The organism is Paenibacillus abyssi (assembly GCF_014640295.1).
In the GTDB taxonomy this organism is placed as follows: Bacteria; Bacillota; Bacilli; order Paenibacillales; family Paenibacillaceae; genus Paenibacillus_D; species Paenibacillus_D abyssi.
The window spans coordinates 32,091-51,825 of record NZ_BMGR01000010.1 but is presented as its reverse complement, the minus strand read 5'-3'; the positions used below and the strand labels follow the sequence as shown (position 1 = coordinate 51,825).

16 protein-coding genes and 1 riboswitch are annotated in these 19,735 nt (G+C 49.5%); of the genes, 14 read left to right on the top strand and 2 right to left on the bottom strand.

Annotated elements, in window-relative coordinates; all coding sequences use genetic code 11:
* Window positions 1-97 precede the first annotated feature (97 nt).
* The 3 genes from IEW11_RS15410 to IEW11_RS15400 all read left to right on the top strand — a co-directional run bounded on the left by IEW11_RS15410 (window position 98) and on the right by IEW11_RS15400 (window position 2,806).
* Window positions 98-667, top strand: coding sequence for a phosphate propanoyltransferase (locus IEW11_RS15410; protein ID WP_188531962.1), 570 nt, complete (start codon window positions 98-100; stop codon window positions 665-667).
* 72 nt (window positions 668-739) lie between these two features.
* Complete coding sequence (gene miaB, locus IEW11_RS15405) at window positions 740-2,296, top strand: tRNA (N6-isopentenyl adenosine(37)-C2)-methylthiotransferase MiaB (protein ID WP_188531961.1); 1,557 nt, start codon at window positions 740-742, stop codon at window positions 2,294-2,296.
* A 21-nt stretch (window positions 2,297-2,317) separates the two neighbouring features.
* On the top strand, window positions 2,318-2,806 hold the full coding sequence (locus IEW11_RS15400) for a YlbF/YmcA family competence regulator (RefSeq protein ID WP_188531960.1): 489 nt from the start codon (window positions 2,318-2,320) through the stop codon (window positions 2,804-2,806).
* 196 nt (window positions 2,807-3,002) lie between these two features.
* Here the strand turns inward: IEW11_RS15400 and IEW11_RS15395 are convergent, their stop codons facing one another.
* Window positions 3,003-3,599 carry a biotin transporter BioY gene (locus IEW11_RS15395; RefSeq protein ID WP_188531959.1) on the bottom strand — a complete coding sequence of 199 codons (597 nt, stop codon included), beginning with the start codon at window positions 3,597-3,599 and terminating at the stop codon, window positions 3,003-3,005.
* An 84-nt stretch (window positions 3,600-3,683) separates the two neighbouring features.
* Between IEW11_RS15395 and IEW11_RS15390 the strand changes: the two genes are divergently transcribed.
* Window positions 3,684-4,544, top strand: a complete 861-nt coding sequence (locus IEW11_RS15390; RefSeq protein WP_188531958.1) for an ATP-binding cassette domain-containing protein — start codon at window positions 3,684-3,686, stop codon at window positions 4,542-4,544.
* A complete protein-coding gene (locus IEW11_RS15385; protein WP_188531957.1) occupies window positions 4,535-6,559 on the top strand; it encodes an ATP-binding cassette domain-containing protein in 2,025 nt (674 codons plus the stop codon). The genes IEW11_RS15390 and IEW11_RS15385 overlap by 10 nt, the downstream gene beginning before the upstream one ends.
* Window positions 6,560-6,776: 217 nt before the next feature.
* On the opposite strand, the gene IEW11_RS15380 is transcribed toward IEW11_RS15385, so the two are convergent.
* Window positions 6,777-7,991, bottom strand: a complete 1,215-nt coding sequence (locus tag IEW11_RS15380) for an MFS transporter (protein WP_188531956.1) — start codon at window positions 7,989-7,991, stop codon at window positions 6,777-6,779.
* 393 nt (window positions 7,992-8,384) lie between these two features.
* Between IEW11_RS15380 and IEW11_RS15375 the strand changes: the two genes are divergently transcribed.
* The 9 genes from IEW11_RS15375 to IEW11_RS15335 all read left to right on the top strand — a co-directional run bounded on the left by IEW11_RS15375 (window position 8,385) and on the right by IEW11_RS15335 (window position 19,733).
* Window positions 8,385-9,869: a sensor histidine kinase gene (locus IEW11_RS15375; RefSeq protein ID WP_188531955.1), complete on the top strand. Its 1,485-nt coding sequence runs from the start codon at window positions 8,385-8,387 to the stop codon at window positions 9,867-9,869.
* Window positions 9,847-10,536 carry a response regulator transcription factor gene (locus IEW11_RS15370; protein ID WP_188531954.1) on the top strand — a complete coding sequence of 230 codons (690 nt, stop codon included), beginning with the start codon at window positions 9,847-9,849 and terminating at the stop codon, window positions 10,534-10,536. Before IEW11_RS15375 ends, IEW11_RS15370 begins: the two co-directional genes overlap by 23 nt.
* Window positions 10,537-10,574: 38 nt before the next feature.
* Window positions 10,575-13,769, top strand: a complete 3,195-nt coding sequence (locus IEW11_RS15365; RefSeq protein WP_188531953.1) for an efflux RND transporter permease subunit — start codon at window positions 10,575-10,577, stop codon at window positions 13,767-13,769.
* Window positions 13,770-13,894: 125 nt separating this feature from the next.
* Window positions 13,895-15,184, top strand: a complete 1,290-nt coding sequence (locus IEW11_RS15360) for a hemolysin family protein (protein ID WP_229725327.1) — start codon at window positions 13,895-13,897, stop codon at window positions 15,182-15,184.
* Window positions 15,185-15,334: 150 nt separating this feature from the next.
* Entirely contained in the window at window positions 15,335-16,138 is an 804-nt protein-coding gene (locus IEW11_RS15355) for an undecaprenyl-diphosphate phosphatase (protein WP_188531952.1), read from the top strand.
* Between the two features lie 178 nt (window positions 16,139-16,316).
* The gene (locus IEW11_RS15350) at window positions 16,317-16,628 is read left to right on the top strand and encodes a YbjQ family protein (RefSeq protein ID WP_188531951.1); all 312 of its coding nucleotides are present in this window, start codon (window positions 16,317-16,319) and stop codon (window positions 16,626-16,628) included.
* 136 nt (window positions 16,629-16,764) lie between these two features.
* The gene (locus tag IEW11_RS15345; RefSeq protein WP_188531950.1) at window positions 16,765-17,076 is read left to right on the top strand and encodes a rhodanese-like domain-containing protein; all 312 of its coding nucleotides are present in this window, start codon (window positions 16,765-16,767) and stop codon (window positions 17,074-17,076) included.
* 149 nt (window positions 17,077-17,225) lie between these two features.
* Window positions 17,226-17,459, top strand: a riboswitch (cobalamin riboswitch).
* A 210-nt stretch (window positions 17,460-17,669) separates the two neighbouring features.
* Window positions 17,670-18,689 carry an ABC transporter substrate-binding protein gene (locus IEW11_RS15340; RefSeq protein ID WP_188531949.1) on the top strand — a complete coding sequence of 340 codons (1,020 nt, stop codon included), beginning with the start codon at window positions 17,670-17,672 and terminating at the stop codon, window positions 18,687-18,689.
* Between the two features lie 6 nt (window positions 18,690-18,695).
* Window positions 18,696-19,733 carry a FecCD family ABC transporter permease gene (locus tag IEW11_RS15335; RefSeq protein ID WP_188531948.1) on the top strand — a complete coding sequence of 346 codons (1,038 nt, stop codon included), beginning with the start codon at window positions 18,696-18,698 and terminating at the stop codon, window positions 19,731-19,733.
* The last annotated feature ends 2 nt before the right edge of the window (window positions 19,734-19,735 follow it).

The following is a 19,735-nucleotide window of genomic DNA, read 5'->3' as shown; positions in this document are numbered from 1 at the left end:
AATGATAAAAGGCATACGGCATTCGCTGCCGTATGCCTTTTATTTTATTCGGATATAACATTATAATAGAAAGAGAGAAAAAGGGAGAGTGAAGACAATGAAAACCGTACCAGTGGGCGTATCCGCCCGTCATATTCATTTATCGCAGGAACATGTTGAATTATTATTCGGAGCAGGGTACCAGCTTACCGAGTTCAAGCCGTTATCCCAGCCTGGCCAATATGCAGCAAATGAACAGGTAGCCGTAATCGGACCGAAGGGAAGCTTTGGCAAAGTTAGAATTCTAGGTCCGGCGCGTAAACGTACACAACTGGAAGTATCCCGTACGGATGCTTTTTCACTCGGCATCAATCCTCCGGTGCGTGAATCCGGCAATATTGAGGGAACGCCGGGCATTACTATCCAAGGTCCAGCAGGCGAGGTTGTCATAGAGGAAGGTGTCATCGTTGCGGCCAGACACATCCATTTTCATACCAGCGATGCGGAGCGCTTCGGAATTAAAGACAAGCAGCTGTTAAAGGTAAAGCTTGAGGGTGAACGCGGTCTGATTCTGGATAATGTGATCGCAAGAGTATCAGAGGATTTTGCATTGGATATGCACATTGATACCGACGAAGCGAATGCCGCAGGGGCAAAAACAGGCGATACGGCGACTATTATCGACTAGTTCCAGCGGTAGCACCTCTGGTCAAAACATGATATAATTTGAAGGATATGACTAGAGGGAAGTGAATACAAGGTGGCGAAAGAAACGAAAGATTACAGCAAATATTTCGATTTTTCCGGGGCCAAAATCATTTCCGAGGACGAGTATGGCAAAAAGATCCGGATCGGCGGACGCGATGTGCATATCGTTTCTGAGCCGAACTACCGCCAAGAGAAGCAGCGCGGCAAGGAAGAAATCAAAGTGCTGTACGATCTGGCAATGCCGGAAGAGCTTCGTACCCTTGGAGTTGGAAAATACTATTTAATCTATACGTACGGTTGTCAAATGAACGAGCATGACACAGAAGTGATGAAGGGTTTATTTGAGCAAATGGGCTATACGGCCACGGAAGACCGTAATCAGGCGGATGTTATATTGTTCAATACATGTGCGATCCGCGAGAATGCAGAGGATAAAGTATTCGGAGAACTCGGTCATTTGAAAGCGCTGAAAGCCGAAAAGCCGGATCTTCTGCTTGGAGTATGCGGCTGCATGTCCCAGGAGGAATCCGTTGTCAACCGCATTTTGAATAAACATTCCTTCGTTGATATGATCTTTGGTACACATAATATTCACCGGCTGCCGCAGTTGATCAGAGATGCGCTGTTCAGCAAGGAAATGGTCGTTGAGGTTTGGTCCAAGGAAGGCGACATTATCGAGAATTTGCCTAAGAAACGCGAAGGCATGCGGGCTTGGGTGAACATTATGTATGGCTGCGATAAATTTTGCACGTACTGTATCGTTCCTTATACGCGAGGTAAGGAGCGCAGCCGCCGGCCGGAGGACGTAATTGCCGAGGTACGCGATTTGGCAAGGCAGGGTTTTAAGGAAATTACTTTGCTCGGACAAAACGTCAATGCGTACGGCAAAGACTTCGAAGATATCGAATACCGCTTTGGCGATCTAATGTCGGACATTTCCAAGATTGATATCCCGAGAATTCGCTTTACCACCTCGCATCCGCGGGATTTTGACGATCATTTGATCGAGGTGTTAGCGCAAAGAGGGAATCTGGTCGAGCATATTCATCTGCCTGTGCAATCGGGAAGCACGGAGATATTGAAGCGCATGAGCCGCAAATACAGCCGTGAACATTATCTGGAGCTTGTACAGAAGATTAAGACGGCGATTCCTGACGTGGTGCTGTCCACCGATATCATCGTTGGTTTCCCAGGTGAAACGGAAGAGCAGTTTGAAGATACGTTGTCGCTTGTTCGTGAAGTTGGGTTCGACTTTGCATACACGTTCATCTACTCTCCAAGAGCGGGTACGCCGGCTGCGGAGATGGAGGATAACGTGCCGATGGCAGTGAAGAAAGCACGTTTGCAGCGGTTGAACGATCTGATGTCCGAGCTGGCTCGTGAGAGCAATGAGCGGCTGAAAGGCCAAACGCTCGAGGTGCTTGTAGAAAGCGAAAGCAAGAACAATGCAGAAGTGCTTTCCGGACGGACGCGTACGAATAAGCTTGTCCATTTTGAGGGGTCGAAGTCACTGATCGGCCAATTTGTACAAGTGAAGGTTACGGTACCGCAAACATGGTATATCAAAGCGGAGCTAATTAATCAGGAGACTGCAGAAGCGGTTTCGTAAGCCGGCGAGGAGAGAAGAAGGATGGCAAATCAGGAAACAGCACAGACACATGACCATCACGGGCATGACCATGATCATGGCAGTGGATGCGCGATACCGAAGTTCAACACCCGGGATTTACTTGTAAGGCAGGATATTATGGATAAGGCCAAGGAATTGGCTGAGATGATCTATACCTCGGAGGAGGTTAAGCATTTCCAGCGTGCCGAGAAGCAAATTCAAGGCAATGAACGGATTCAAGCGTTGATCGCACAAATGAAAAAGAAACAAAAAGAAATCGTGGCGTTTCAATCCTTTGAAAACACGAAGATGGTGGCAAAAATCGAAGGAGAGATCGAAACGCTGCAGGACGAGCTGGATGGTATTCCAATCGTAGCGGAGTTCCAACAAAGCCAAACGGATATCAATTATTTGCTGCAGCTGGTCATCTCGATTATCCGGGATACAGTTGCGGAGAAGATTACGGTTGAAGCCGCAGAGGCGGAAGAGCCGGCAGAATGCATAGATTAATACCGGAAGAGGGCGTGTCTAAACGGGCACGCTTTTTTCAATTTTAGGCCTGTATAAGATTTATACTCATATAAGGCTGGAATTCACTGTGGACGGATGTCCCGGCAAGCTGGAACCATACGAAAAGCCGCATCCATAGTGGAGCGGCCTTCCTGCAGGTGTACCTTATAAGTAATTATAGGTTTGACTTTATTACTTATCTGCCGACTGAAGTCGAGCCGCTCGCGCTGCTGCTTGTCAGCTTCGGAATGTATGCTTGGAGGGCGGTGACGACACCTGCGGCGACAAGCGCTTTGATGGCATCGCCAGGGAGGTAAGGATACATGCCTACTGCGAGCGCTTTGTTCATCGTCATGTTGGCGGCATGCGCTAACCAAGGCACGCCTGAAACGTAAGAGATCAGAGAACCGAAAATCATAAACACGACAGACAGCGCTATGAACAAGAAAACCGGTTTTTTTGCAAGAGAACGATAAATCCGCCCGGAGAAATAACCGACGGTCAGCGCACAGACGGGAAACATCCAGATAAAACCTCCGGTAGGCCCCAAGATTTTTGCAAGGCCGCCTTCGCCGCCCAATAATGGCAGGCCGATTGCTGTGAGCAAGCACACTGAAAAAATGCTTAAAAATCCATAACGCGCGCCTAGAAAAGCGCCGGCTAACATGATTGCAAAATTTTGCAGCGTAATCGGAACCGGCGAGAAACCGAGCGGGATCCGGATTGCACTCATTACGATAAACAATGCCGCGAAGAGAGCGGTAAATACGATACTGCGAATTGGACTGGACATGGAAACATCTTCTCCTTTATGCTTTTGTTAACTTGTTGTAATCTGTTGGTTAACAAATGGAATTTTATCATAGGATGATCGTTTGTGGAAGAGGTTGGTGAAATTTTGTTGTCAACTGATGATTTGCGAGTGGAACAGGCATCGGTCATTGCGGTTGAGCCGTTGTCGGGTAAGGAAATCACATTGTTAAACGGTGTTACGTTTCATATAGCACCTGGCGATTGGGTCCAGGTCGTCGGTGCTAACGGAAGCGGTAAAAGCACATTAATAAAGCTGTTAACCGGCCATCTAGGGATGACGTGCCGATTGGAAGGTACTGTCCACCGGGGATTTGTGGGGGAGGGGCCAATTCCTTATGTCATGCAGCACCCGGAAGCTGCAATTGTCGGTGCTACGCCCTGGGAAGACGTGCTGATCGGATTGGAGCAGCAGGGTGTACAGGAGGCGCTGATTGGGGCCCGTTTAGAAAAGGCGCTCCAACTGGCCCGGCTGGAGCATATCCAGCACCGCCAGGTAACCTCGCTCTCCGGCGGTCAAAAGCAGCTAACGGCGTTAGCGGGTTGTATCGCTGCGGAGGCGCCGCTGCTCATACTCGATGAAGCCACATCAATGCTGGATCCTGAATCGCGCGAGTTGGTGCTGAAAGCCGTGCGGCATTTGAATCAGCTTGGCAGGGCGGTTATATGGGTAACCCACCGGCTCGAGGAATGGGAAGCGGAAGATCGGATTGTAGTACTGGATGAGGGAGAAATCATTTATGACGGTCATGTAGATGGCTTCTATGAGCAGCCAAACGAAAAAGATAAAAGCATCTGTGAGCGGTTAGGCTGGCAGCCGCCTTACGTAGTGGAAACCGCGCTTCATTTGCGCGCATTGGGCTATGCACTCACTCCGCTGCCTTTGACAACAGAGGAGCTGGCCAGGGCGGTGAGCGCATGGCGGTAACGGAGGGCTGGAAGCTTGAGTCCGTTGTCATCGGCTCCGAAAATGCTGCTATTTCAGGCCATACGGAACATCGAAATGAAGACGAATATGGAACTATAGGGCGGACCGGGAAGCTTGGAGCGGTGTATCGTGAGGAGAGTGGATCAGGCAGTTCGGAAGAAACGAGAACGGAGAGGACAGAGAAGGGGCCAAGCAGTACGGAAGCGAAGAGAACAAAAAAGGCGGAGAATGCAAGTTCAGGAAGTGAGCGAGGATCAGATCAGATAGGAACGGTTCTCCATATAGAGTCGCTTGTCTTTGAGCCTGGTGAACTGACGCTGGTTATTGGACCTAACGGCGCGGGGAAAACGACGCTGTTAGAGACGATGGCCGGACTAAGAAAACTGCAGCGCGGCCGTGTTACTTTGGCCGGCAAACCGCTTTGGTGCAGACGAAAGCTTAATCGTGATGTGCTGCTTCAATTTGCAATCTCACAACAGCATAGTGAATCACAATGGTTTGCCAAATCGGTTAAGGATGAGCTGCTGTATTCTTTGCGTCCCTATCGGCTCCCTGAGCAGGCCATGCAGGAGAGAATCAACGATGCATTGCTGCAGGCAGGGCTGCCGATCACGCTGCTGGATCGCGATCCTTGGACGCTCAGCGGCGGACAACAGCGGCGATTGGCGTATGCTTGCCTGCTGGTATGCCACCCTGCATGGCTGCTGCTGGATGAGCCTACTGCAGGGCTTGATGCAGAGGGCGTGCGGCTGTTGTGCGCCAATCTTGCGGCGCATAAAGCGGCGGGACATGGTGCGGTCATTGTGACGCACGATGTGCAGGCGTTATGGGCGATCACGGACCGCATTGTCGTGATCGAGAATGGCGCGGTCGGCGGCGTATATACCGCCGACCAATGGCAGGCGGAGCGGGAGGCCGGCTGGCCCTCCGCTCCCCCTAGCGCCGCAGCGCAGCCGCCAAGCGCAGCGGCGGCTGCTGCGGCAGCGCTCCGCGCGGCCGGCTTCGCCCTGCCGCGCGATCCACTGGCGCCGGCAGAGCTTGCCGGCGCCATAGCGGCGCAGCTGGCGGCGTCCGCCGCAGCGCGGGCAGCGCATGCTGCGCCTGCCCGCAGCGGCGGCATCGCCGCCGGCGCCGCTGCCGCAGGCGATCCGGAGGCACCGGATCGCCGTGCGGCGACCGGCCGGCCCGGCCCCGGGGAGGCTTCCCCGGGCCGGGAACCGGCCGCCGCGCTTGCAGCGCCCGCGCAGCGCGCGCCATTGGCGCCTGCGCCAGTGCATGGATGGGCGCGCCGCGATCCGCGCGCCCTGTGGGCGGCCTACCTGCTCATAGCGGCCGGCATCTTGATGCAGCAGCATTGGATCGGCGTCGGTGCGGCGGCGGTTTTAACGCTGCTGCTGTTGTGGGATTTGCGCAAGCTGCTGCGTCCGTGGTACGGCGCGATTAAAGCATATATTTTCTTTATATTATTTTTTATAGGGTTTTCAGGCTTGAGCTTTCAACCATTGGCTGTCGATTTTCAGACGGCCGGGGAAACGGCGCTGAGGCTTTCCAAGCTGCTGTTAGTGATGCTGTTGGGGTTGTCGCTGCCCTCACTCATTTCTCCGCTGCGTTTGCAGCGTGCGATCGAGCAGGGACTGCACAGGCTGCAGGCGATTAAGCTTCCGGTAAGCGAAATGGCATTGACCGTAGCGCTGATCTTCCGGTTTATACCTTTGTTAACAGGGGAATGGGGGCGATTTGCCCGAATTGTACATGCACGAGGCAAAGCTGTAAGCGTCCCGGGCGCTGTTCCGCTGAGGGATTTGCACCGCGTTGTGCTTCCTTTTCTCGTTTCGCTGCTTCGATTAGCGGACCAAATGTCCACCGCATTGGAAATTAGAGGATTTGGAAGAAAAAGAGGCAAGATTACGAGCGGATACAAGCTTCGTTTCAATGCGGTAGATGGCATGTTTGTCGCAGCAGCTGCAGTCGGGTTGGTGCTGCTAACGTTAGCAAGTCACATTCAGCTTCCCTAAAGTGCCGGCTGATCCGATACGGTTGGGACGAGCCCTTAGTAAACTGTTGCGTATTGATTATGAGAGCTGATTTAAGAGTAGACCTTTCATACCCGCTGAATGCACCTCGAAACCGAAAGCTAGATGTCGTCGATCGAGGTGCATATCAACACTTGGCTGGACCAGCACTGCTGCTATTCGCGGCTCCAGCTGCGAATCTGCATTATAATTTGGTGCCTTAACTATTGCCGAGAACGCTCTCTTGCGGCTTTTTCCATAATGTAATGAGCAGAACCGCGGCGAAAGCGACGCTCGCTCCGTAATAAAACCCGCTTTGTAACCCCCAGACTTCATTTAGCCAGCCGGCGAGAAACGGTCCCATGAACATGCCTACCGAATAAATCGCTTGATAGAATCCCATCGCAGTTGCACGCTTGGAAGGCTCGAAGTCTTTGATCGCCATTCCCAGCAGCAGGGGGAAGATTAATCCCAAAGCAAAGCCGTTTAATGCCTGTGTGAGCATGAGCCATCCCAACGTAGGCGAGAATGCAATGGAGGCGGTGAAGATACCGCCCAACAGGAATCCGATTCTCGCAAGCCTCCACTCGCCCAAACGCGGGGCGAACCATTTCCCGCTGAACAGCGAGGTGAGCGCATGCGGGATCATGAACGCAATCACGACATAGCTCAGCTCCAATTTGCTCGCACCAAGCGAGGTTGCCTGCAGCGGCGTAAACCCAAACATCGTGATGAACAGAATGCTGTGAGCAAAAATGGAAAGAATGGAAACCCGGATCAGAATTGGCGAGCGTACGACTTCTACAAGAGCGGAGAGGGACATAGGAGTGCGTTGAATCCCTTCACTCGGCTCTTTTATTAGAAAAGTAAGTGCCAATCCGGTTAGACCGATGCAAATCCCGGCCAAAAAAGCAGCATTCCAGCTGAATGCTTCCGCCAGCCAGCCGCTAAGCGTCATGCCGATCAACTGTCCGGATACCGTCATAAAGCTGATTGTGCCCATGGCGCGTGTAGCGCTGGAAGCGGAGAAATAGCTTGCGTACAACACGGTGAATGCCACCCATGTCGATGCGCTCACGCCTGACAGGATCCGGCCGGTCAACGGCCACAACCATGAACCGGGGATGATATAAAATAAACAGCTGATTACAGCGGTCAACAATCCGAGCATAATAAACGGTTTGCGTCTGTGAAGCTTATCTGAAGCGATGCCTAACGGAAACCGTACGATTAATTGGGTGAGCCCATAGCTCCCCAGGACCAGGCCGATCAGTTGCAGAGAAAGGCCGCGAAATTCCAAATACGGGGTGAGAATGGGTACATAGACGAATAAGGCCGACCAATAGAGGATCGTTACGATGATAAATACGGCATGATCCAGCACCGTCGTTTCGATAGGGGGCTGGTCTTTGAGTATAGCGGTTTTTTGCTGCATAACGGGCTCCTTTTAAATAGTGTATTCGCTTACAGGATGATAATCATGCCCATAATGTAACTCAGAAGTGCAAGGTTGTCTATCACCGAATGACTTTTCTAAAGAAATGTTCAAGTAAGAAACCTTTCAATCCTCCTGACGTAGATGTAAAAAAAACATTGTGAAAAAGGTATCCCAGTGAATGGGACAAACCTGCATAAAAGCTGTATTTTTATGATTTTTCAGCCCGGATAACTTGAAGGATGTGATATTAAGTTAATAACATTAAATATTAATTGCATAAATTAAATAGTATAAAGCGATGGCGAATTAAGAAAGATTTAATATCCCGTTTTTTTTTCGTTTATAAATAATCGTTATGATATTACTAGAACTAACAAAGGCGTGATGAATATGTCGATCCGCGTCAAGCTGAAGTTAACCTTATTGGCCATGGTCATCGTGCCTCAGCTTCTTCTTATCATTGTTGCGCTGCTCGTGACTCCGATTTTTCAGGGCAAGGTTCATGTATTTAAAACGTATGAGGTCAATCAGGAACTGCTGCTTCACTTGTCGGAAGTAACAGGTGAAGTCAAATATGTAGCAAGCCATGATCCTGACCGGTTTAAAGAGCCGGAGTATGTGCAGTCTGTCATGAACCGTTTTGAGCAGTGGAATTCCGGATTTATATTAACCGAAGGAGGGGAGGTCACCGCGTCACCGAATTGGCTGGCAGATACTGCAAAACAGACGGAATCAACCGTCAGCAAAGCCCAATCCGCAGACAATATTAAGATCGGTGCGGAGAACTATTCCATACATAAGGAGACGTTCACGTATTCGGACGGCAGCGCCGGAGAGTACACGCTGTTATACAATTACGAACCGATTCCGGTTTATATGCGGCCGTTGATTTTTATTGCTTTGCTGATCTCCATCGGCGTGACGCATTTTGTGCTCAGCTATCTCGTATCCCGAAGCTTGATCCGGCCGTTGGATGAATTAAAAGGTGCGGTGGAGCAAATCAAGGACGGCAATCTTAATTTTGTCGTCAAACCGACATCCAATGATGAAATCGGCCAGTTGGGCACTGCATTTGAGGATATGCGCTCCCGGCTGAAAACCTCGATTGATCAAAGCTTACAGTACGAGGAGAACAGGAAAGAGCTCATCTCGAACATTTCCCACGACTTAAAAACGCCGATCACGGCCATTAAGGGTTATGTCGAAGGCATCCTGGACGGGGTGGCCAATACGGAGGAGAAGCGGGAGAAATACATCCGGACGATTTACAGTAAAGCATCGGAGATGGATAAATTGATTGACGAGCTGTTTCTATTCTCCAAGCTGGATCTAAACAAGGAGACTTATGATTTTCAGAGCTTCGATCTGCATCGTTACTTAAGCGATTATATGGAGGAACGCCAGTTTGATATGGAGAAATCAGGCGTGATATTGGAGTTTGTGCCTGCCGCTAATGTACCGGTGCATGTAACAGCGGATCGTGAAAAGCTGAGCAGGGTGCTCTCGAATATAATCGACAACAGCTTAAAGTATATGAAAGTGCTGCCTGCCGGCCGGGAAAAACGAGTGACGGTCAGCTTGAAGGAGAAGGAAGATTGCGTCAAGGTGGAAATTCAGGATACGGGCCCGGGCATTAATAAACAGGCGCTTCCGCATATTTTTGACCGGTTCTACCGGGCGGAGCAATCCCGCAGCTCTGCGAATGGAGGAAGCGGGCTCGGCTTGGCTATCGTGAAGCATATTGTTGAAGGCCACGGGGGCACCGCGGAAGCAGCGAGTATTGAGGGACAAGGAAGCAAGATCGCTTTTACGCTTCCCAAATCCATGTCGAAGGAAGCGACGGTGAAAAAAGTTGAAGAAAATTTTGATCATTGAGGATGAAACGTCGATCGCCGAGCTGGAGAGGGATTATTTGGAAAGTCATGGCTTTTCTGTAGATTTGGTGAGCAGCGGAGAGGTTGGATTACGGCAAGCGCTGCAAAACGACTATGACCTGCTCATTCTCGATTTGATGCTGCCCGAGGTGGACGGTTTCGAGATCTGCAGACAGCTTCGGCAAACGAAGGATATCCCGATTCTGATGGTATCGGCCAAGAAAGAGGAAATCGACAAAATCAGAGGCCTTGGGCTAGGGGCAGACGATTACATGACAAAGCCGTTCAGTCCGGGTGAGCTCGTAGCCAGAGTAAAGGCTCATCTAGCCAGGTATGAACGGCTCATGGGAGCAAGGGAAGGCAAAAGCGACCAGATTCGAATCCGCGGCCTGATCATTGACAAGCCTTCGCGAAGAATATTTATCAATGAACAGGAGGCTGTTCTAACCTCCAAGGAATATGATCTGTTAATGTTTATGGCCCAGCACCCAAACCGCGTATTTAATAAAGAGGAACTGTTCGAGCGGATTTGGGGACTGGATTCTACAGGCGACCTGACAACGGTAACGGTTCATATTCGCAGAATACGGGAGAAGATCGAGCTCAATCCGTCGAATCCCCAGTATATCGAGACAATTTGGGGCGTCGGCTACCGTTTTAAAATATAGATCTGCTATTACCTAGACACTAGAAGGAGTGGAAGTTGTTGAAAAGCACGATTCGTTTCTCGTTAAATAACAAATTTGCCATTTGGATTATGACCATTATTGTCACGGTGGCAGGCTTGTATTCCGGCTTCAATATGAAAATGGAAACTATGCCCGATATTACAATTCCTATCGTCAGTGTGACGACAGTGTATCCTGGCGCAACGCCGGACGAGGTGATGGAAAATTTATCAAAGCCGATTGAACAGCGCACCCGTAATTTGGATGGGGTAAATACCATCTCATCCACATCGATGGAGAATGTATCTTCGGTCGTCATTGAATATAATTATGAAAAAGATATGGATGAGGCTGTTGCCGAAGTGAATGAAGCATTATCCAGCATGCGCCTTCCTGATGGAGCGCAGGATAGCAGCGTTTCCCGGATGTCCTTCAATGCGTTCCCCGTGATCTCGCTGAGCGTCTCCGATCAAACCAGAGATCTTCCTGAGCTGACAAAGCTGGTTGAAGAAACCGTTCTGCCGACTGTTCAAGGAATAGAGGGCGTTGCTTCCGTGCAGATCTCCGGACAGCATGTAGAGGAAGTTGAACTGAAGTTCAATGACGAGAAAATGGCTGCTTTAGGATTGAATCAAGAAACAGTCAAAGGCATCATTCAAGGCTCGGCAATTACGATGCCGCTTGGCATTTTCGAGTTTGAGAATACAGAGAAAGCCGTACTGGTCGACGGGAACATCATTGGCCTGGATGACCTGAAGAACTTGACCATTCCTGTCATTCCTTCAGCAGCTTCTGCACCAAGTCAGGGGATGCCGCAGCAAGCGCCAACCGCTCAAGGCCTGCAAGCGCCTGGCACAGGGCAGCAGCCGCAAGCGGGAGCACCTAATCAGCAAGCGGAGACGAACGTCCCAGCTGTTATGCCGGGTCTTCCAACCGTTACATTAGGCGAGATCGCCGACATTAACGTGATCGGTAAAGCGGAATCGATCTCCCGCACGAACGGACAGGATTCAATCGGCTTATCAATTGTGAAAGCAGCTGACGCGAACACCGTTGATGTTGTTAACGACGTCAAGGCTGAAATGGAACGGCTGGGCAGTGAGACAGAGGGTTTGATCATCGAGACTTCGTTTGACCAAGGAGCTCCGATTGAAGAATCCGTGCACACCATGCTGAACAAAGCATTAATGGGATCCTTGTTTGCAGTTATCATTATCCTGCTTTTCCTGCGTGATATTCGCTCCACAATCATTGCGGTAGTATCGATTCCACTGTCCATTCTGATCGCACTGCTTGTATTAAATCAGATGGATGTCACGCTTAATATTATGACGCTTGGCGCAATGACTGTAGCCATCGGGAGGGTCATCGATGACTCGATTGTCGTTATCGAGAACATCTACCGAAGGATGTCGATGAAATCAGAGAAGCTTAAAGGCAAAGAGCTTGTGCTGTCGGCGACAAAGGAGATGTTCGTGCCGATTGCGGCTTCGACGATTGTAACGATCGCTGTATTCCTTCCGCTTGGTTTGGTTGAAGGGGCGATTGGCGAGATTTTCCTGCCGTTTGCACTGACTGTAGTATTCGCGCTTCTGGCATCTCTGCTTGTTGCCGTAACTGTCGTGCCGATGCTGGCGCATATGCTGTTTAGAAAAATGCTCGTGGAGGGAACAAAGAAACAGCATGACGAGAAGCCTGACATGATGTCTAACGGTTACAAACGTATTCTGAATTGGTCGCTTAATCATAAATGGATCACGTTTGGTATCGCCACACTCGTGCTGTTTGCCAGTCTGCTGCTTGCACCGGTGGTCGGCTTCAGCTTCCTTCCGTCTGACGAGCAAAAAATGATGGTTGTAACCTACAACCCTGCACCAGGCGAAACATTGGAACAAGTGGAGGACCTGGCTCTCAAAGCGGAAAAAGCATTCATGGAGCGCGAAGGGATTGACATGCTTCAGTACTCGATTGGCGGTCAGAACCCAATGAGTCCAGGCGCTTCCAAGCAGGCTTTGTTCAATTTGAACTACGATCCTGATTTTGAAAACTTCACTGAGGAGAAACAGGATGTTGTTCAGTTCCTGGAAGGCCTTGGCGGAGAAGGGGAGTGGAGAGAGCAGGATTTCACAGGCGGCGGTTTAGGCGGAAGCGGAGTGTCCCTGCAGGTCTTTGGACCGGATATGGAGACCCTGCAGCCTGTTGTTGGCCAAATCATGGACTTGATGAGAGAAAATCCGGATCTGTCGAATGTCGACTCAAGCATGTCCGAAACCTATGAGCAATACGTGCTCGTTGCCAATCATGAAAAGCTGGCGCAATATGGATTGGTCGCCGGTCAAGTGGCGATGGAATTAAGTCCTGCCCGCCAGCGTCCAGTGCTTACGACGATTGAGAACGACGGTAAAGATATGAATGTTTACATTCACGTTGAAGAGAAAGGCTTCTCAAGCAAGGAAGAGCTGGAAAATGTTACACTTCGCTCTCCGCTTGGCATGGAGGTTGCCCTTAAAGATGTGATGGACATTCAAGACGGCGAATCCCCAAATACGATTACAAGACGGGATGACCGTACCTATGCGGAAGTAAGTGCGGACGCGACTGCAGCCAATGTAGCTGCTGTTTCGAACACCCTTCAGCAAGAGATCGACAAGCTAGAACTGCCTGCGAATGTTGAAGTCAGCTTTGGCGGGGTTACACAGCAGATGAATGAAGCCTTTACTCAGCTCGGTCTGGCAATTCTGGCTGCGATCGCGGTCGTTTACCTCGTCCTTGTCATCACGTTTGGAGGCGGCTTAACACCGCTCACGATATTGTTCTCGATTCCGTTTACGGTGATCGGCGCACTGGTTGGACTGTGGCTTGCCGGTGAAACCATTAGTGTCACCGCCTTGATCGGCGCACTGATGCTGATCGGGATCGTCGTTACCAATGCAATTGTATTGATCGACCGTGTCATACAGAAGCAGAAGGAAGGTCTCACCGTGCGTGAAGCGCTGCTTGAAGCAGCAGGAACAAGGCTGCGCCCGATTTTGATGACTGCACTCGCAACTGTCGGCGCATTGCTGCCGCTCGCTTTTGGATATGAATCCGGCGGATTGATCTCCAAAGGGCTGGGCGTCACGGTTATCGGCGGTTTGATCAGCTCCACGCTGCTCACGCTTCTGATCGTTCCGATTGTATATGAATTTATGGCTAAATTCCGCAAAGCTCCTGCGAATGCGGAAATCGAATAAGTTTGATTAAACAGAGGTTTATTCCGCAGCGGCCCGTCCGATGCAGGATAAATCTCTTTCTTTTTCCTGTAATCAACGGGTCGTGATGAGGGGACACTATTGGCAACAAAACCGTGGAGAGAAGGATGGCTTTTATGCTATTATTAAACCTGTTTCTTGTTGCTGTCTTGATCTTATTTACGGCCTTTTTTGTGGCAACGGAATTTGCTATCATTCGATTACGGCCAAGCCGCGTGGATCAGCTGGTTCAGGAAGAGCGAAAAAATGCGCAAAAAGTCCATAAAGTAACCAACAATTTGGACGGTTATTTGTCAGCGTGCCAGCTAGGTATTACGATCACCGCACTCGGACTGGGCTGGCTGGGCGAACCAACCGTTGAAAAGCTCCTTCACCCCTTATTTCATTACGCGGGTATTGGCGAGCCTTACATAAGCGTTCTGTCCTTTGTCATTGCCTTTGCCGCGGTCACCTATCTACACGTGGTATTAGGTGAGCTTGCGCCAAAGACATTGGCCATTCAAATGGCGGAGCAGATCAGCTTATTGACCGCCGGTCCGATTATTTTCTTTTATAAAATGATGTATCCTTTTATTTGGGTGCTGAATGGATCAGCTAACGCATTGGTCAAAATGCTGGGGTTTAAACCGGTGAAGGAACAGGAGTATGCCCATTCTGAAGAGGAAATCCGGATTATTTTGTCCGACAGCTATGAGAGCGGAAAAATTAACAAAACCGAGCTTGGTTACGTGAGCCGTATTTTCACCTTCGACAATTTGCTGGCAAGGGAAATTATGGTGCCACGGACCGATATGGTCTGCTTATATACGAATAAATCATTAGAAGAAAATTTAAAGATCATCAAGCGCGAACAGTACACACGATTCCCGGTTGCCAAGGAGAATAAGGATAATATTGTCGGTTTTATCAACACGAAGCAGTTCTTCCTGCGTTATGACAATAATCCGGATTTTGATTTCAAATCGCTGCTGCTTCCGCCTATGACAGTGCCGGAGGTAATGCCGGTCAAATTGCTGCTCAAAAAAATGCAGGCAGAGCAGTGTCATATCGCGCTTTTGCTTGATGAATACGGGGGTACGTCTGGCATTATTACGATTGAAGATATTCTGGAGGAAATTGTCGGCGAGATCCGTGATGAATTTGACAAGGATGAAAAGAAGGCCGTCGAAATGATTGCGCCGGACCATTATATGTTCGACGGGAAAGTGCTCCTGTCCGAGGTTAGCGTGGTCGTTGGGCTGGAATTTGATAATCATGAGGTCGATACGATCGGGGGATGGGTCTACAGCCAGAACCCTGAGATTAAAAACGGTGAATCGATCCACCTTGATGATGTAACATTTACCGTACGGGAAAAAGAGCGGAACCGCATCCGCAAAGTAGAAATTAAGCGATAGCACAGGCTTTCCATAGAGGCATATCGCTGTTATCCTTATAACGGAAACCATGGGAAAAATTACAATTTAATAATGAAGGAGAAGCTTTAATCTAAGGCGAACTATTAACATATAGAGAAGAGAACAAACAGTTGATAGGAGTGTTTCATTTTGAACGACATTATTAATGCGATTATTCTAGGGATTGTGGAAGGCTTAACTGAGTTTTTGCCTGTTTCTTCAACCGGCCATTTAATTCTTACGTCACATTTGCTCGGATTTGAAGGAGAGAGCGCCAAAACGTTTGAAATTGTCATTCAGTTTGGAGCCGTATTGGCTGTTCTGGTCATTTATTGGAAACGATTTGCAGGACTGTTCAAGGATTTGTTCACATTTAATTTTGCTCATCGAAATAGCGTTAGCATCATCCATATCGCATTGGCGATGCTGCCTGCGGTAATTGCCGCTTTTACAGTGCACAGCCTGATCAAGCAATATTTGTTCGGGCCCGAAACGGTGCTGATCGGTTTGGTCTTAGGCGGTATACTTATGATCGTGGCCGAGAATACGAAACGTACGATTACAGCTGAAAATGTGGATGATATCTCGTATAAACAAGCGTTTTACATTGGATTATTTCAATTATTAGCGTTGTGGCCCGGGTTTTCCCGCTCCGGCTCAACAATCTCCGGCGGATTGCTTGTCGGGACTAGCCAGAAGGCAGCTGCGGAATTCACTTTTATCGTCTCTGTTCCGGTTATGTTCGGCGCTTCATTGTATGATCTGTATAAAAGCAGAGAGTATTTGTCCGTCGACGACCTACCGGTATTTCTGGTCGGACTTGGCGCAGCGTTTATTGTGGCGATGATCGCCGTTGTCACGTTCCTTAATCTGATTAAGAAGCTGCGGTTGACCTGGTTTGCGATATACCGTTTTGCGCTCGCGGCGATCTTCTTTATTTTTGTTATCTTATAGGAGTGCGCTGATGCCTTATTCTCCATTGCTGGTATTGAATAAGGCATTCGCATGTGGAAACAATACGCCTACTGTATAAACGAAGAGATCTTAATGAAAATTTAATGCAGCCGGATGAATCCTATAAAGCGGTTATGACGTATAATTGTGGAAGGTTATCATAATGGAGGAATGCGAAATGATTATCACGACAACACCAACCATTGAAGGTCGTCCGATTGTAGATTATGTAGGCATTGTGAATGGCGAAGCTATTATGGGCGCCAATATCGTGCGGGATTTTTTCGCATCGATTACGGATGTGGTTGGCGGACGCTCCGGCGCCTATGAAAGCAAATTGAAGGAAGCACGCGATATTGCCATTAATGAAATGAAGGATCAAGCACACCGTATGGGCGCTAATGCAATTGTAGGCATTGATATTGACTATGAAGTTGTCCGTGAAGGTATGCTGATGGTTGCCGTTAGCGGAACGGCTGTCCGATTATAAAGCGCTGATGGATATTTTTTCGCGGATTGCTGAGGACAGAATTAATGAAGCGATAGCCCGCGGGGAATTAAAGAATTACAGAATTTCGTAAGTAGGAAACCAAGTTAGTCGAAAAAGGATTGGGAGATGAGTTGTAATGTATCCGGAGTGGAGTCCAGAGGAAGTAGCAGAAAAATTAACACGCGGCGAAAAATTGAATTTGGTTGATGTTAGAGAACGCGATGAATGGCAGCAGGGGCATATCGCCCAGGCGCGGTTAATTCCGTTATCCGAGCTGACTAATCGCCTTGATGAATTAAAGCAGGGCAACGAGCCGATCATCATGGTATGCCGCAGCGGCGGACGCAGCGGCAAAGCTTGCGATTATCTGGCGAGCCTAGGCTATTCGGTTATCAATATGAAGGGCGGAATGTTAGCCTGGACCGATGATGTTGTAACAGGCGACTAGCACTCTTTGCCTAATATGTCTAACACCCCCTCACGGTTTTTTTTTTGACTTGCTAGAATTATAAAATTCCGGGGTGGGAGTTTGTGCAGCCGGTCCGCTCATCTGGACAAGTTTAGGCCGAAATGTTATAGTAACTCTTGCATAATTGAATAGTTTTAGTAGATACAGGTGTCGCACGGAATCGATCGTCACACGATTCGATCGTTCGGCTTAATAGGGAAGTCCGGTGAAATTCCGGCACGGGCCCGCCACTGTAAGAAGTAATCACCGCAGTTTGAGCCAGGTGATAACCGTTTCTTCATCATGTCACTGGGAAGCTTTCCCGGGAAGACGCTGGGACGGTTGCTTCGAGTCAGGAGACCTGCCTGTTTTACATAACGCTTTATCCTACGTGGACATAGGAAGGTGTTGGAGATTGGCTTGTTCATCTTATCTGTGGAGCGCATCCCCGGAACATGGATGTATAGCCTGGCAGGTGTTCTATGGAACATAAAGCATTTCTGACACGATGATGTCGGGAATGCTTTTTTTTGATGGAGGTTTCAGCTATTTTTTAATGTGCAATGGATATTTTGGGAGGATGATGAAGCATTATGAAAGAAAAAACGATTTTGAAATGGAACGGATTAAAGAAATCTGCGCTAGCCGTCTTATTAATTGTCATGATGATACTGGCAGCCTGCGGCAGCAATGAACCCGCTGCTAATAATTCCGCTTTGAACGATCCGGCAAGCGCCGTTAATGAGACGAATGCCGACAACGCGAATGCCGAAGGTACAGCGGAAGCTGCCGGCCAAACCGAATATCCGCTGACGATGGTGGACGTTACAGGCACTGAAATCGTATTTGAACAAGCGCCGACTATGGTCGTTACCCTGGTTCCTAGTGCAACGGAAACGCTGTTTGCCGTTGGAGCGGGCGAAGAGGTAATCGGTGTTGACGAATGGAGCAACTACCCGGAGGAAGCAGCAGCAAAACCAAAGATCGGCGACCTGACCACCAATATTGAATCCGTCTCAGCGATGAATCCGGATCTGGTCGTCGCTTCGGCCTCGATGAATGCACAGGCGATCGAACAGCTCCGGGCATTGGGCGTTACGGTATTCGCTTCGAATCCGAAAACGCTTGATGAGACAATCGCGCATATCGAGGAAATCGGCGTGATCATGAATAAACAGGAGCAGGCCTCAGCGGTTGCTGAAGAAATGCGTGCTGTGAAGCAGCAGGTTGTAGAAGCAGTGAAAGATGCACCGAAAAAGAGAGTATATCTGGAATTTTCGCCGGGTTATTCTGTCGGGAAAGGCGAATTCCTGGACGAGCTGCTGACGCTTGCTGGCGGCGAGAATATTGCCGGAGATCAAGAGGGCTGGTTTCAGATCGATGCCGAGACTGTACTGCAAAGCAATCCTGAAGTGATCATTTATCCGGATATGGGAGAAGACAAGACGATACTGGAATTGATTCAGAGCCGCCCGGGCTGGGATCAAATCGATGCGGTGAAAAACGATCAAGTGTTTGCCGTTGCCAATGATCCGCTTGTTCGAGTAGGTCCGCGTTTGACGGACGGGCTGCTGGAGATGGCCAAAGCCATCCATCCGGATCTTGTCAAATAAAGAACGATGCGAATAAAACTTTTCGGTTATGGAGGAGCAGCGATGCTCCTCCTTGCCGCATCCATTGTGCTTGCTTTATCCATCGGCTCTGCCGGTTTTCCGTTCATGAAGGTGTGGAGCATCCTGCTGCATCAGCTTCCGTGGATGGCAGATAGGCCTGTAGCGTGGACGAAGTTGGAAGAAGCAATTATTGTTCAGGTCAGATTGTCGCGCGTCATGCTCGCTATACTTGTGGGAGCCTGTTTGGCATTGGCGGGAGCAGGATTTCAAGGGGTGTTGCGCAATCCGCTTGCTGATCCATACACGCTTGGCGTTGCCTCGGGCAGCTCGATTGGAGCGGCGTTTTTGATCTTATTCGGCCTGCAGACCTTTATTGGAATGTGGTCGATCCCGATCATCGCATTTGCGACAGGGATGATGACGTTATTTGCCGTATTCTGGCTGGCGAGGTCACAAGGAAAGATGGGGATAGAAACGCTTATTTTGTCCGGTGTCATCGTGCAAGCCTTCCTTAGCGCATTTGTATCCTACATGGTTTCACTGTCCCAAGGGGTGATCAATGAAATCCTGTTTTGGCTGATGGGCAGCCTGGCCAAGCGCAATTGGGGCCATGTGAGCATGATGCTTCCCTTTCTGCTAATCGGTTTGCCGGTGCTGAGCTATTATTCACGTTCACTTAATTTGTTTGTGCTGGGAGAGAGACATGCAGCGCATCTGGGCGTTCGCGTGGAACGCACTAAATTAATCGTACTGATTGTTTCTACACTGCTGACGGCAGCGGCGGTATCCGTATCAGGGGTTGTTGGCTTCGTCGGTCTCGTCGTTCCGCATTTGGTCCGCCTGATCGTTGGACCGGATTATCGCCTGATCGTGCCGATCTCGGCGATCGGCGGCGGGATCTATGTGTTATGGGCGGATACACTTGCGCGCACGATATTAAGCCCGAAAGAAATTCAGCTGGGCATTGTTACTGCGTTTATCGGGGCGCCTTTCTTCGCTTATTTGCTTAAACGCCGTAAAGCCGGTCTTGCGAAGGGGGGATGATG

Bases quoted from the DNA above. Each gene is read 5' to 3' on its own strand.
- IEW11_RS15410 (WP_188531962.1), top strand. From the start codon at position 98: ATGAAAACCGTACCAGTGGGCGTATCCGCCCGTCATATTCATTTATCG.
- IEW11_RS15395 (WP_188531959.1), bottom strand. From the start codon at position 3,599: ATGTCCAGTCCAATTCGCAGTATCGTATTTACCGCTCTCTTCGCGGCA.
- IEW11_RS15385 (WP_188531957.1), top strand. From the start codon at position 4,535: ATGGCGGTAACGGAGGGCTGGAAGCTTGAGTCCGTTGTCATCGGCTCC.
- IEW11_RS15360 (WP_229725327.1), top strand. From the start codon at position 13,895: ATGGCTTTTATGCTATTATTAAACCTGTTTCTTGTTGCTGTCTTGATC.
- IEW11_RS15345 (WP_188531950.1), top strand. From the start codon at position 16,765: ATGTATCCGGAGTGGAGTCCAGAGGAAGTAGCAGAAAAATTAACACGC.
- IEW11_RS15335 (WP_188531948.1), top strand. From the start codon at position 18,696: ATGCGAATAAAACTTTTCGGTTATGGAGGAGCAGCGATGCTCCTCCTT.
- IEW11_RS15350 (WP_188531951.1), top strand. From the start codon at position 16,317: ATGATTATCACGACAACACCAACCATTGAAGGTCGTCCGATTGTAGAT.
- IEW11_RS15400 (WP_188531960.1), top strand. From the start codon at position 2,318: ATGGCAAATCAGGAAACAGCACAGACACATGACCATCACGGGCATGAC.
- IEW11_RS15340 (WP_188531949.1), top strand. From the start codon at position 17,670: ATGAAAGAAAAAACGATTTTGAAATGGAACGGATTAAAGAAATCTGCG.
- IEW11_RS15380 (WP_188531956.1), bottom strand. From the start codon at position 7,991: ATGCAGCAAAAAACCGCTATACTCAAAGACCAGCCCCCTATCGAAACG.
- IEW11_RS15375 (WP_188531955.1), top strand. From the start codon at position 8,385: ATGTCGATCCGCGTCAAGCTGAAGTTAACCTTATTGGCCATGGTCATC.